9 protein-coding genes and 2 tRNA genes are annotated in these 13,541 nt (G+C 63.0%); 7 read left to right on the top strand and 4 right to left on the bottom strand.

Annotated elements, in window-relative coordinates; all coding sequences use genetic code 11:
* Nucleotides 1-4 precede the first annotated feature (4 nt).
* The 4 genes from BMZ79_RS28140 to BMZ79_RS28125 all read left to right on the top strand — a co-directional run bounded on the left by BMZ79_RS28140 (nucleotide 5) and on the right by BMZ79_RS28125 (nucleotide 4,116).
* A tRNA-His gene (locus BMZ79_RS28140) sits at nucleotides 5-80 on the top strand.
* Nucleotides 81-94: 14 nt separating this feature from the next.
* A tRNA-Gly gene (locus tag BMZ79_RS28135) sits at nucleotides 95-169 on the top strand.
* A 193-nt stretch (nucleotides 170-362) separates the two neighbouring features.
* On the top strand, nucleotides 363-1,316 hold the full coding sequence (locus BMZ79_RS28130; protein ID WP_177222384.1) for an AraC family transcriptional regulator: 954 nt from the start codon (nucleotides 363-365) through the stop codon (nucleotides 1,314-1,316).
* 271 nt (nucleotides 1,317-1,587) lie between these two features.
* The gene (locus tag BMZ79_RS28125; protein WP_090646998.1) at nucleotides 1,588-4,116 is read left to right on the top strand and encodes an alpha-mannosidase; all 2,529 of its coding nucleotides are present in this window, start codon (nucleotides 1,588-1,590) and stop codon (nucleotides 4,114-4,116) included.
* A 39-nt stretch (nucleotides 4,117-4,155) separates the two neighbouring features.
* On the opposite strand, the gene BMZ79_RS28120 is transcribed toward BMZ79_RS28125, so the two are convergent.
* The 3 genes from BMZ79_RS28120 to BMZ79_RS28110 form a co-directional block, all read right to left on the bottom strand.
* Nucleotides 4,156-5,115, bottom strand: a complete 960-nt coding sequence (locus BMZ79_RS28120; protein WP_090646996.1) for an ABC transporter permease — start codon at nucleotides 5,113-5,115, stop codon at nucleotides 4,156-4,158.
* Nucleotides 5,116-5,310: 195 nt separating this feature from the next.
* Entirely contained in the window at nucleotides 5,311-5,610 is a 300-nt protein-coding gene (locus BMZ79_RS28115) for a hypothetical protein (RefSeq protein ID WP_218154816.1), read from the bottom strand.
* A gap of 29 nt (nucleotides 5,611-5,639) precedes the next feature.
* Nucleotides 5,640-8,543: a family 78 glycoside hydrolase catalytic domain gene (locus tag BMZ79_RS28110; RefSeq protein WP_256253187.1), complete on the bottom strand. Its 2,904-nt coding sequence runs from the start codon at nucleotides 8,541-8,543 to the stop codon at nucleotides 5,640-5,642.
* A gap of 326 nt (nucleotides 8,544-8,869) precedes the next feature.
* Between BMZ79_RS28110 and BMZ79_RS28105 the strand changes: the two genes are divergently transcribed.
* Nucleotides 8,870-10,105: an MFS transporter gene (locus BMZ79_RS28105; protein ID WP_090647052.1), complete on the top strand. Its 1,236-nt coding sequence runs from the start codon at nucleotides 8,870-8,872 to the stop codon at nucleotides 10,103-10,105.
* Between the two features lie 86 nt (nucleotides 10,106-10,191).
* Nucleotides 10,192-11,238, top strand: a complete 1,047-nt coding sequence (locus BMZ79_RS28100; protein WP_090646988.1) for a Leu/Phe/Val dehydrogenase — start codon at nucleotides 10,192-10,194, stop codon at nucleotides 11,236-11,238.
* A 130-nt stretch (nucleotides 11,239-11,368) separates the two neighbouring features.
* Here BMZ79_RS28100 and BMZ79_RS28095 read toward each other — a convergent pair whose 3' ends face one another.
* A complete protein-coding gene (locus tag BMZ79_RS28095; RefSeq protein WP_090646985.1) occupies nucleotides 11,369-11,572 on the bottom strand; it encodes a hypothetical protein in 204 nt (67 codons plus the stop codon).
* 117 nt (nucleotides 11,573-11,689) lie between these two features.
* Between BMZ79_RS28095 and BMZ79_RS28090 the strand changes: the two genes are divergently transcribed.
* The gene (locus tag BMZ79_RS28090) at nucleotides 11,690-13,540 is read left to right on the top strand and encodes an ABC transporter substrate-binding protein (protein ID WP_090646983.1); all 1,851 of its coding nucleotides are present in this window, start codon (nucleotides 11,690-11,692) and stop codon (nucleotides 13,538-13,540) included.
* Nucleotide 13,541: the final 1 nt, after the last annotated feature.

The following is a 13,541-nucleotide window of genomic DNA, read 5'->3' as shown; positions in this document are numbered from 1 at the left end:
TATGGCGATCGTGGCGAAGGGGTTAACGCACCGGTTTGTGGATCCGGCATTCGTGGGTTCAAGTCCCATCGGTCGCCCCATGATTACTCTCATTGCGGAAGTGGCTCAGCGGTAGAGCATCGCCTTGCCAAGGCGAGGGTCGCGGGTTCGATTCCCGTCTTCCGCTCCATCTATATGTCTAGTAGCTTTGACCGGCGTGGTTTCGCGGTCAAAGCTTTTTTGTTTTTCCGTTGATGCGATTCGTATGCGGGTCCGAACTTCACGTTGGCAGGATTTTATAAAGGAGTCCTTGGAATTGGCATACGCGCCGTCGAGGGATGTCTTATAATGAAGCTAAGAACTTGCGGCGAGGTGATTCCGCGTTGCCTGGTAATCGTGCTTATGCAGAAGCGCTGCTGGCGCTGCAGCGGCTCATGATGCAGCCGATCCGAATCGGCGGCTTGACCCTTGTATTATTGGATGCGCTTTCAGCGGAGCATGACGAAGATTGGTCGCATCCGCCGCACCGTCATCCTTGGTATGAGTTTAATTACGTGTCGGACGGCGGGCTCTATACGACTTCGGCCGGGGAAGAGTTTCGCATCGAGGCCGGTCAATCCTACCTCATCCCGCCCGGGGTCGTGCATGGACATCGGCATCGGTCCGGCGAGAGCGACGACGGCTTCTGTCTCCGCTGGCAAATCGCGCATGACCGCGGGGAGGCGGCAGGCGGAACGGCGGAGGAAGCGGAGCTGATCCGCTGCTTCTCGGCGGTTCGTCCCTATGCCTTGAAAGCGGAAACGGCGGCGCCGCTGCTCGCGCTGCGGCCGGAGATGAGCCTCCTGTCGCTGCAGACGGCGTTCGCGCAATGGATCGCCGGACTGTATGAAGCATGGCGAGCCGGCGCCGTGCCGTCCGCCGCGCCGGCGTCTCCCGACCATGCGGATACCCTTGTCCGGCAGACGGTGCTTTTTCTGAATGCCTATTACGCAAACGAACTTCGGGTGCAGGACATCGCCAACGCGCTGCATGTCAGCTATCGCACGCTTGCCCGGCTGTTCCGGAAGGCGACAGGCTTAACGGTCGTGGAGAAGCTGAACGACATTCGCATTCATCAGGCGAAGAAGCTGCTGATCGAAACCGATATGCCGATGCGGCAGATCGCGCTTGCCGTAGGGCTGAAAAACGAGTTTTATTTCTCGCGGCTGTTCCGCGCCATCGCGATGACGACGCCGTCGGAGTTTCGCGCCCATCGCTCGGAAGCGCGCAGGCTGCCGGTTCTATGTCCGGAGGAGGAGAGCAAAGACTTTCTTCCGGTCGCCAAACAAGAACGCTGACGCGTCCGGACCCGAAGGCGTGCATGGTGACCGGCAGAATGGCCGCGCTGAAAACGTCGCGGGCGCCTCCAGGAATGTGTGCCTCAACGTATATGGCGCAAATCATCCGCAAAGGCGTAACCGTGTCGGTTCGGCATTATCGCAGGGTCCTGTGCCATTTAGGAGCTGAACTGCTCGTGCTTAACTTCGGCGGATTTCGTTGGCAGGTGCAACGGCAAGCAGGTTATCGGTTCCGATTCAATATCATATCAAGAGAAGGGGTTATGTTAGCATGGCGAATCAATCGTTACCGTCCCGGATTCATCTCATCGGCAACGCGCATCTGGACCCGGTCTGGCTGTGGCAGTGGCAGGAAGGCTATGCGGAGATTAAAGCGACGTTCCGATCGGCGCTCGATCGGCTGAACGAGTATCCGGACTTCGTCTTTACCCGTTCGTGCGCGGCGTATTACCGTTGGATCGAGGAGAACGCGCCGGAGATGTTCGAAGAGATCCGGGCACGCGTGGCGGAAGGCCGATGGGTTATCGTCGGCGGCTGGTGGATTCAGCCGGACTGCAATTTGCCGTCCGGGGAATCGTTCGCCCGTCACGGTTTGTACGGGCAGCGGTATTTTCAGGCGAAGTTCGGGACGACCGCCAAGGTCGGCTACAACGTAGACTCGTTCGGCCATAACGCCATGCTGCCCCAACTGCTGAAGAAGAGCGGCATCGACTATTACGTCTTCATGCGGCCCGATAAGCAGGAGAAGGAGCTGGAGAGGAATTTGTTCTGGTGGGAATCGGAGGACGGCAGCCGCGTCATGACGTTCCGGCTATCCGACAGCTATTCGACGAGCTGGGGAGCTTCGCTTGAAGAGAAGATCATCAAGCATGCGGAAATGGGAGCTGCGGACGGTCATGCCCACATGACGTTCTACGGCGTCGGCAACCACGGCGGCGGACCGACTGTCGCGAATTTGGAAGCGATCCGCGCGCTGCAAGCCAAGTTCGGGGCGGACCGGCTCGCGATCAGCTCGCCGAACCGGTACTTCGAAGAATTGGAAATCGCGCGGCCGCAGCTGCCCGTCTTGAAGGACGAGCTTCAAATGCATGCCGTCGGCTGCTACTCCACCCACTCGGAGTCGAAGGAAAACAACCGCCGGGCGGAGCATCGGCTGCTGGCGGCGGAGAAGTTTTCGGCGGCCGCGGGCGTGCTGCTCGGGCTGCCTTACCCGCAGGAGCAGCTCAAGCAGGGGTGGGAGAACGTCCTGTTCAACCAATTTCACGATATCATGGGCGGCTGCAGCATCCGGGAAGCGTTCCAGGATGCCCGCGAGTCCTACGGCGAAGCGCTGCACATCGCGGCGAAGGCGTTGAACGCGGCAACGCAGCGCATGTCCTGGTCGATCGACACGATGAAGCCGGACGTGAAGTCGCTGAGCAAGGAGAAGGATTGGCTGTCGTGGGAGCACGGGGACTTGGGTACGCCGTACGTGGTTTTCAACCCGCTGTCCTGGGAGTCCGAGATGCCGGTTCGGGCCAACCGCAAGCTGGCGAGCGTGACGGACGACGAAGGCAATGCCGTACCGGTTCAGACCGTGCGCGCCTCGCGGACGAACGGGCGGGATAATTGGGATACGCTGTTTATGGCGCGCGTGCCCGCGATGGGGTACCGGGTGTACTGGTGCTTCCGGGACAAGGCGTTCTCGCCGGAATCAGCCCCGTCGCCGGTCGTGGCGGAAAGGAACGTGCTCGAAAACGACTACGTTCGCGTCGAAATCGAGCCCCATACGGGGTACGTATCGCGAATGCTCGACAAACGGACGAACACGGAGGTGCTCGCCGGGAAGGGCGCGGTGCCGGTCGTCATTGACGAGCATCACAGCGATACGTGGGGACACGGACTCCACAGCTACCGCGACCTGATCGGCTACTTCGCGGACGCCGAGGTGAAGGTGCTGGAGCAAGGGCCGCTGCGCGGCGTCCTTCGCGTCACGAGCCGGTACAACGGGTCGACGTTGAGGCAGGATTTTACGCTGCATCACCATTCGGCCGACGTGCAGGTACAGGTTCAGCTGGATTGGCGGGAAAAGCATAAGATGCTGAAGCTGTCGTTCCCGGTCGCGGCGGAGCAGCCGGAGACGTACGCGGAAATTCCGTACGGCTATCTCCGGCGCGAGCCGAACGGCCGGGAGGTGCCGGGCCAGCAGTGGTTCGACGTCTGCGGCATCGATTCGGAGACGGGCACGCGTCGCGGCTTGGCGATTTTGAACAGCGGAAAGTATGCCTGCGACGTCTTGGACAACGAGGCGAGAATCACGGTCGTGCGCAGCCCGATATTCGCCGATCATTACGGCGTGCGCGACGATCAGGTGGAGTACATGGACCAAGGCGTGCAGGAATTCGCGTACGCCCTCGTCCCGCACGAGGGCGGCTGGCAGGATGCCGGCATCGTCCGCAAGGCATACGAACTGAACGTGCCGCCGGTCGCCGTGTGGGAGACGTACCACGAAGGACCGCTGCCTCAGAAGTACGAGGGGCTGAAGATCTCGTCGGGGCAGGTGATCTGCACGGCGTTCAAGCAAGCGGAGGACGGTGGCGGCTGGATCGTGCGCGGCTATGAAACCGCGGGACGGCCGGCCAAAGCGAAGCTTCGCGTGCCGATGCTGAACCGGTCGTGGACCGCGGACTTCGGCAAATGCGAGATCAAGACGTTCTATGTGCCAAGCGACGCGGAGCTGCCGGTTCGCGAAGTGCAGCTGACGGAGATGGCGATGATACAAGACGAATCATCCAAGGAAACCAGATCCGGGAATCAATAAGGTTTTTATCGGTAGGCGGGAGTGGGATTAGAACTTCATTCAAGCGGCCTTCCTGCCTAAACGGATTCGAGGGTTGAGCAGAAGAGAAACAATATCGGCCACCCAAGAGAACAAGACGACTGCGGTCGTGATGATGATGATGACGGCGATGAGCACCGGAAGGTTGCGATGTCCAGCGGAATAAACCATTAACGATCCGAGACCGCCCCAATTAAACACGTTCTCGACGATCGCCGAGGAGCCGATAAGCGCGGGCAAATCCATCGCGGCAATGGTTACGACCGGGATCATCGCGTTTTTGAGGGCATGGACGAGGATGACCCGCTTTTCGGATATTCCTTTCGCGCGGGCAGTTTGAAGGAAGTCCAAAGGAAGCACCTCCTGCATGCTCGAGCGAATAAACTTGAGGTACGACGCGACGATGCCCAACATCAAGGTTGCCACGGGCAAAATCATATGCTGAATGAGATCCAGCAGGTTTCCTTGCTTGCTTGGCGTATGTATACTGCTTGGGGGAAGCCAGTACAGATTGAACGCAAATACTTGTTGAAGCCAAATAGCGGCGGCGCTGCCGGGCACGGCGAATCCGACCAGCGCCAGCACGATAGCCACTCGGTCCGACAGGCCTCCGGAGCGGATGCTGCTATAGATCGCCCAAGGAAACGCAATCATGACCGATAGAAGCCATGAAGCGCCAATCAGGATCAGGCTGTTCTGCGCGTTCTTCCAGATGTAGCTGCCGATCGGCTGCATCTGGTAATCCAGACCAAACCCTCCATGACGAAGACCTTTAAGCCAATTCCAGTATTGCTCATGGAGGGGCAGGTCTAATCCCAGTGCATGTTTCTGCGCATCCGCGGCAAGTCTTTGCTCCTGGGTCATTCCAATCGCCGTCCACATGTCTCCCGGCATTTTATGGCTCACATAGAAGCAGGCAGCGGACACAACCAGTAACACGAAAATAGATTGAAGCGTTCTTCGAACGATGAATTCCCACATGTCAGATCCTCGCTAACTTGAATGGTTTGTACAGGAGTTGGCAGGCGCATTCTTGGTGAGAAAGCGTGTTGCATCTTGACTAACCGGGCGGTAAGTAAGTTCAGTATAGCTACCGTTTTATTTTTGTGTCAATATTTCTTACATAAAATATACATTAAATCCCGAATAAATAGGACCTCGATCGCGAAACGACGATTATTGGAGCTCGTCGCGGGAAATCTGCAGTCCGATACCAGTCAATCCTAGGGAATCGGAAAATTTCTCTTCCTTTATGTAAGGAATGTTGACTTGTGGAGAGAATAATTGAGCCAAGGCAAAGGCCGGGCTGATCGAGCGCTCATGGCGGGTGAGGCTGCACGCCTCGTCGGTCCCATAGAGCTGTCCCCCCTCCAGAGAGCTGCTGATCGGCTGCGGCAAGACCGGACTCGGCGGGAGCGTCCAGGATTGAACGACGCGAAGAAGCACCGCGAACAACGCGGTGCTTCTTTTTCGCATGAGGAGCAGGCGGCGACAGGGCGAACCCGTCAACCGAGCGCGATCCGCTCGACGTCCAGCTCGTAGCCGTCCGGTCCGGCGAGGTCCAGCTCGACCGCGGACGGCGCCGCGACGCGCAGCGACATGCGCTTCGCGGTCTCGTCCAGCCGCCACGAGACGTCGATCCGGCCGCTGCCCGGCAGCGGCACGGAGCCGCGCGCCCAGGCGAGGCCCGACGGCTTCGGCGCGATGCGCACCTTCGTCCAGCCCGGGGTGACGCCGCGCACGCCGAGGATCTCGGAGCCGAGGAAGAAGACGGGGCCGGCCGACCAGGCATGGCAGTGGCTGCGCGTCAGCATGTTGTCGTTATGCGTGATGCCGCTCGTCGGGTAGACCTCCCAGACGGTCGTCGCGCCGTTGTCCACCATGGCGCCGTACTGCGTCCGGATGTCCCGCGCCATCACGTCCTGCAGCCCCAGCTTCGCGAGCGCCTCATGGTAGAAGAACGACATGAACGGGCTGCCGATCTGCACGAACGATGCCGGAGGCTCGACGATGTAGTCCTTGACGATCGCCGCGCGTTCGCCGTCCGGAATGCCGCACAGGCTCGCGACGACCTGCGTCTGCATGCTGGTCGTCTTCGACGGGCTGCCGTCGGCGTGGATGCAGTCCAGGTACGCCCGGCGCGAGGCGTCCCACAGCTGCGCGTTGATCGCGACGCGCAGCCGGTCCGCCGCCGATTCGAAGCGGTCGCCATCCGCCGCGTCGCCGGCCGCCGCCGCGAGCGCCGCCGCGTCGCGCAGCGCCTTGACGAGGAACATGTTTTGCGGCGAAACGACGCCCTCGCCCGGCTGTTCGAAATTCGCCCAGTCCAGCAGGTTCCAGCCGCTGATGTTCAGCAGGCCGCGTTCGTCGAGCTTCGCGAGGTAGTGCTCCAGCGTGAAGCGGACATGCGGCCACAGGTCGCGGGCGAACGTCTCGCTGCCGGAATATTGATAATGTTCAAGGCAAGCCGTCACCCAGAAGAACGTCCAGTTCGGAATGACGCTGCTCCAGCCGCTCGGCACCTGATCGGCGTATAGCGGCGTTTGGAAGGCCGATTCCGGCACGAGCCGCAGGATGCGTTCGACGATCTCGGACGAGCCGAACGCGTAATAGTTGATCAGCGAGGCGTTGCGCGCGTCGCCGACCCAGAAGGTCTGTTCGAACGCCGGGCAGTCCACGAACGTGTCCTCCATGCACAGTCGCGTCGTATCCCGGCTGATCCGCCAGATCTCGTTCAGCATCGCGTCGCTCGATTGGAACGTGCCCGCGTTCGCGACCGGGAAATTGCTTTGCAGCAGCTTGACCTCGTACAGCTTGACCGGCCGCGAGGCGCCGCGCACCGTCACCGCGAGGTAGCGCAAGCCGCGGCGGACCAAGGACGTATAAGTCTGCCGCCCCTCCCGGCACGTATAACGCAGCGTGTTGTCGAGCTCGTACGTGTACTGCCGCCAACCGTCGCGCATGTACTCGAAGCCGTAGAAGTCGACGATCGTGCCTTCGCCGGCATCGAGCTCGAACGCGACGTAGCCCGTCAATTCGCGGCCGAAGTCGATCAGCACCTCCGTGTCCAGTCCCGGAAGGAGCGGAACGACGCCGGGATCGGCGCTCGCGAGCACGGCGCGCTGCAGGGCGGCCGGCACCGGCTGCGGCCGGTCGACGGTCCGCCAAGCGGTCTGCGTGTAGACGTCCGTCGTATGGTACAGCCGCGGATCGATCGGACGCACCCACTCGCGGCAATCGGCCAGTCCGGACTCGGAGGCGATGCGCTTGGCCGCCGCGTACGCCGCGGGCTCCCGGTCGACGATCGTCGCCGGCCGGTGATCGATATGCTCGCCGGTGGCGAACGCGCCGATCGCGGCGAACGGGACGCGGCCTTCGCCGTCGCCGAGGCCGTCGACGCCGGTCACGGCCGGCGCGCGCAGCGCGAACGGGACGTCGCCGTCCAGACCGAGGTGGTACGCGTGGCCGTGCGTCACCCGGTTCAGGTCGAGCAGCAGCAGATGCTCGCCGGCGGCAAGCCGCGCCTGGACGAACTGCTGCGGGGCTTCGCCGTAGTAATCCTCCGCGGCGAGCCAACGGCCGTCGAGGCTGACGCGAAGCGGCATGCGGCCGTTGTCGACGCTGCCGATCGTCAGCACGCCGTCTTCCGCCATCGTCACCACGGCGGCGAGCAGGCCGACGATCGTGACGGGATTGGCGTGGTTCACGCTCTCCGGCGCCATGATCGTCCGAATGTCGAACGCCGCGCTCCAGGCCGCGGGCTTCACGGCGTTCAGCTCTTCGACGCGGGCCGGATAGACCGGCTCCTCCGTCAGGTAGGGAATCGGCCGCGGCGACAAGGTCGTCCAAGGCGCCATGCCCGGCGAGCCGATGACCGTCGCGCGGACCCAGGCGGCATCGTCGAAGCCGGGCAGCTTCCAGGCCTCGTCCCAGCCGCGGCTATCGTAACGCTCCGTGAACGCGAGCTGGCACGAGATGCGCTGCGAGGTGGCGTCGAACGCGCCATGTACCGCCGTCGTCCATGTCTCGTCCGTGCCGAGCAGCACGCGGGAAGCTGCGCCTTCGGTCCGCTCGAGCTGGAGCAGCAGGCCGCCGCGGCCGCGCAAATATTGAAACGTCGCCACGCCGTAGTGCAGGACAAGAACGGCGATCGTATTGTCCGCCCCGGGCTTCAGCAGATGGCCGACGTCGTATTCGTCGTAAGGCAGGTTCGACGGGAAGGCGCGGACCGGCCCCCGTCCGACCAGCGTGCCGTTCACGTACAGCACGTAGCGGGAATCCGCCGTCAGCTTAAGCAGCGTCTCGCCGGCGGATGCCTCGTCCGGCACGCGAAAATGTTTGCGGAAACAGCGCCATTCGTTGCGGGGACTGGCTTCGCCCGGCCCCCAAATCCAAGATGCTTGCCACATTGCAGGTTGCCTCCTTGAAGTCGGATTCATCCCCTTCATTGTATCGGAGAACGGCATGTCGAACTGGGGGCGAAACGGACGTTAAACCGGGTCGATTCGGACATTCCCGTGCGACGTGAGCCCGTCAAGCCCAGCCCGCCTTCGTCAAGCTTACAGAACGTGGAAGAAAGACCGGTTTTGCGGCGATAACGGTTGCGGAAGGCGGCAGAACGGGGAATTCCGCCCGCCACTCTCCCATGAAGCGCTTTCCAGTCCGGCCGGGCATGCATTACAATGGCGGAAAGCCGCATAAGGCCAGCCGTCGCGCCGGGGAGGACACGAATCGCATGAAAGCGGAAATCGGACTGCATGGGAAATCGAGAAGAACGGGGCCGGGACCGATCGCGCCGGAGAGGCGATTGGGGAAGGACGCGGTGACCGCGCTGCTCATTCACGGCTGCTTTCAGTTCGGCGCTTCCATGTCGGGGTTGTTTCTCAATCTCTATCTATGGCGGCTCACGCAGGATCTCTACGTCAACGGGATCTACAATATCATCGTGTTCCTGTTCACGCCCCTGGCCTTCGCGGTCGGGGGCAAAATCACGAAGCTGAAGGACCGGATGGTCACGTACCGGCTCGGCATCGTTATGATTGCCGTCTTCTATCTGCTCGTCGTCCTCGCGCAGGAGCATGTCGCGGCGTGGTACGTGCCGTTCGCGATCTTCAACGGCATCGCGGGCGGCTTTTACTGGACCGGCTATCTGGTGCTCATGTACGACGTGTCGACGGAGCAGAACCGCGTCCGGTTTCTCGCGGTCAACATGGTCGTGTTCAATTCGGCCGGATTGATCGGACCTGCGCTGGCGGGCTTCATGATCCACCTCAGCGGCGGCCTGCAGGGCTACGTCTTCGTATTCCTGCTCGCCTTCCTGATGTTCGTCGCGGCGTCGGTCATCAGCTTCCGCATTCCGATGATCGTCTCGCATCATAAAGCGTATTACCTGCGGCTGGTCGGGCTCGTCATGCGCCGCAACGGGCTGTGGGTCAAGGGGCTCGCGGCGTTTCTGGTCCTCGGGTTGTTCCAGGGCATCATGCTGTTCCTGCCCAATATCCTGCTCTTCCAGACCGTCGGCCGGGAAGATCTCGTCGGATACCTGGGCGTTTTCTTCTCGGCGCTGACGGTCGGGACGGGGTACGTCATCTCCCGGCGGGTCGGCAAGGAGCCGGTGCGCAAATTCGTGCTGTATTCGTCGGCCGGCATCGTGCTCGGGGCCGCGTTCCTGCTCTACGACGTCCGCGTATGGACGGTGATCGTGTTCATGATCACCTTCTCGATCTGCAATCCGCTTGCGGTGAACACGCTCACTTCCTATTATTACGGCCTGATCGGCAAGCTTCCGCTGAAGGGCCAGCTGCGGGTCGAATCCGTCGTCATGCGCGAAACGTTCCTGAACACGGGCCGGGTCGTCTCCATCGTCCTGCTGCTGTGCTTCGCCGGCGATCTGACGTCGATCTGGCTGCCGATCGTCCTCGCGGTCATGGCCGTCTGCCAGTTCGCGCTGTTCTGGCTCATCCGGGAGTAGCGCGGCGTCCGCCGCTTCTGCCAAGCGTACATATTTCGATTATCCTCCGCATACGCATTACTCTCGGCGATAAAGGAGGGCTCGGGATGGACGTCTGGAAGGAAATGAAACGTCTGCGGGTGGAGCAGGTCGTCTTCTGCCAGGAGGAAGCCGCCGGGCTGCAGGCGGTCATCGCGATTCACAGCACGAAGCTCGGGCCCGCGCTCGGCGGCTGCCGGATGTGGACGTACGCCTCGGAAAACGACGCCGTCGCGGACGCGGTCCGGCTGGCGCGCGGCATGACGTACAAGTCGGCCTTCTTCGGCCTGCCGTACGGCGGCGGCAAGGCGGTCATCGTCGGCAACCCGGCCGCGGACAAGAGCGAAGACAAGTTCCGCGCCCTGGGGCGGTTCATCGAACGGCTGCAAGGGCGCTATATAACCGGCGTCGACCTGGGGACGACCGTCCGGGACATGGATTGGATCCGCCAGGAGACGGCTTACGTGACGGACACGACCGGCACGATCATGGCGACGGGCGATTTTACGGCGGAAATGACGGCTTACGGCGTGTTCCTCGGCATGAAGGCGTCGGCGGACTACTTGCTCGGCAACGGGGACTTGGCCGGCCGGACGGTGGCGGTGCAGGGGCTGGGGAAAGTCGGCTATCTGCTGTGCGGCATGCTGCGCGACGCGGGAGCCCAGCTCATCGTCGCGGACATCGACGACGCCAGGGCGGAGAAGGCGGTCAAAGCGTACCACGCGCGCGTCGTCGCCCCGGACGCGATCTACGGCGAGAGCTGCGACATCTTCGCCCCGTGCGCGCTCGGCGGCATCCTGAACGACGGCACGATTCCGAAGCTGCGCTGCGCGATCGTCGCCGGAGCGGCGAACAATCAGCTGCAGGAGGAGATCCGCCACGGCGAGGACCTGGAGCAGCGGGGAATCCTGTACGCGCCGGATTACGTGCTGAACGCGGGCGGCATCATCATTACCGCCTGCGAGCTGCAGGGCGTATCCGTGCCGGACATGAAGCGGAGCGTGGAGCGGATCTACGGGCTGCTGCAGAAGGTGTACCGCTATGCCCGGCAGGAGGGCGTACCGACGTGGCTGGCCGCGAACCTGATGGCCGAAGAAGAGCTGCAGCGGCCGTGAACGAGGCGGCTCGGCGGAACGCCTCGAAGCCGGAACGCCTCAAAGCCGGGAAGCCTCAAAGCCGGAACGCTTAAACGCGGGGCGCATGGCGGACTTGCCGCGCGAACCGCTGCACGAAAAAAGACGGCCGTCACTTCGTCGAAGTGTCGAGCCGTCTTCTGCCGTTCGGCCGCTGGGGCATCAGCCGCGCCCACCAGCCGGACGCCGCGAACCCGAGCGCCCGCGACGAGGCGCTTCCCTTTCGTCCGCCGATCCAGAGCCTGCGGAGCTCCCCTTCGTCTTCCCGGTACTGCCGCAGCTTCTCTTCCGTGTACGTCACCAGATATCCGTGCATGTTCGATTCCTCCTCGCGATGTCTTGGTTTCATTATGCAATCGCCAAAAGAGGATAAAAAGAGTAGAATTGACGCAAAAGACTTCCCCTTTTACGGGAGGCACGGGAGGCGACGGGGATGCAGGCGGTACAGGCGGAACGGTATTTGACCTTGATGCGGCGCTTCGCGGAGGAAGCGGGCGCCGGCACGCCGGTCGAGGTGACGCTGGACGAGCTGGCGCAGGCGCTTTACTGCACGCCCAGGAACGCGAAGCTCGTGCTGCGCCGCATGGAGGAGGACGGCTGGATCGTCTGGCTGCCGGGACGGGGACGCGGCAACCGGTCGCGCATCGAATTCCGGATGGAGCGGGAAGCTCTGGCGCTCGACATCGCCAAGGGGCTTGCCGGGCAGGGCAGCTACAAGCAGGCGTTCGCGCTGCTTCACCGGTTCGGCGGCGGCACGCCGGTCAAAGAGCGGTTCAACGAATGGCTGACGCTCCATTTCGGGTACCGGTCGGAAACGGGAGAGGATGCGCGCCGGGTGGACATGCTGCGGCTGCCCATCCACGTTCCGCTCGTCACGATGGACCCGGCGGAGGTGTACTTCGCGTTCGATGCGCACATCATCCGCCAGCTGTTCGACCGGCTGGTCGCGTACGACGCGAAGGCGGGGCAGGTCGTGCCTTCGCTGGCGCATGCGTGGGAGTGCTCGGCCGACGCGACGGCGTGGCAGTTCCATCTGCGCCGCGGCGTCTTCTTCCACACCGGGCATGAGCTGACGGCGGACGACGTCGTCTACACGCTCGAGCGGCTGCGGACGGGCAAATCCAACAGCTGGCTGCTGCGCGGCGTCGCCGCCGTCGAGGCCGCGGGACCGCGCACGGTCAAGGTGACGCTGGCGAAGCCGAACCGGATCTTTCACCGGTTCATGTGCTCGACGGCCGCGTCCATCCTGCCGCGCGAGCCGCTGCAGCGCGACGAGGAGTCGTATTGGCGCCGCCCGTCCGGAACCGGGCCGTTCATGATCCAAGCTTGGGACGAGGAACGGCTCGTGCTGGACGCCCATCCGGGCTACTTCAACGGCCGCGCGCACCTGGACGGGGTCGTGATCGCGATCGTGCCGTCCGGCGAAGGCATCGATTCGGAGCATTGCTGGGAGCAGCTGGTGCTCGCGCATGACGCCCGGGACCAGCAGCGCGATCAGAGCTGGGCGAAGCTGGAGTCGCTGCTGCAGGGCTGCTCGCTCATGACGTGGAACCGGAACAAGCCCGGGCCGCAGCAGTCCCAATCGTTCCGCCGGGCGGTCGATCTATTGCTGGACCGCTCCCTCATGCTGCGGGAGCTCGGCGAGAACCGGATGTACGCGGCGCGCAGCTTCCGGCCCGACGCGCACAGCGCGCTGCGGCACGTCCGGAGCGACGCCGGGCAGGCGGAGACGCTCCTGCGGGAAGCGGGGTACGACGGGACCCCGTTCACGCTCTATACGCGCAGGTGGCACGAGCGCGACGCCAGGTGGATCCAGGCGCGGTGCGCGTCGTTCGGCGTACGCGTGGACATCCGGCTGATGGAGGGGGACGAGTGCCGCGATTTGAACGTGCTGGGAGAGGCCGATGCCATCCTGTACAGCCTCGTGTTCGCGGAAGACGAAGTATGCGAGATCGAGACCTACGAGCAGACGGGCAGCTTCCTGAACGCGCATATGGACCCGGCGCTGCTGGCGTGGGCGAAGGGCCGGATCGATCTGGCCGTGGCCGCGGAGACGCCGGAGCAGCGGCGGTTCCTGCTCGAGGAGATGGAGGACCGGCTGCGCGAGGAGACGCAGGTGACGTTCCTGCTGCACAAGCGGAGCAACACGACGTACAAGCCGGAGCTGAAAGGAATCGCGCTGTCGCCGCTCGGTTGGATCGACTTCAAGGACGTCTGGGTCCGGTACGGCGGAGGGGCGGCGGAGCAGCGGCAGGCAAGCGAGCGCGCGGAGGCCGTCCGCTGAA

This window comes from Paenibacillus sp. UNC496MF (genome assembly GCF_900113915.1).
In the GTDB taxonomy this organism is placed as follows: Bacteria; Bacillota; Bacilli; order Paenibacillales; family Paenibacillaceae; genus Paenibacillus_Z; species Paenibacillus_Z artemisiicola.
Note: the sequence above shows the minus strand (reverse complement) of the source record. Positions and strands in the feature narration are given on the sequence as shown.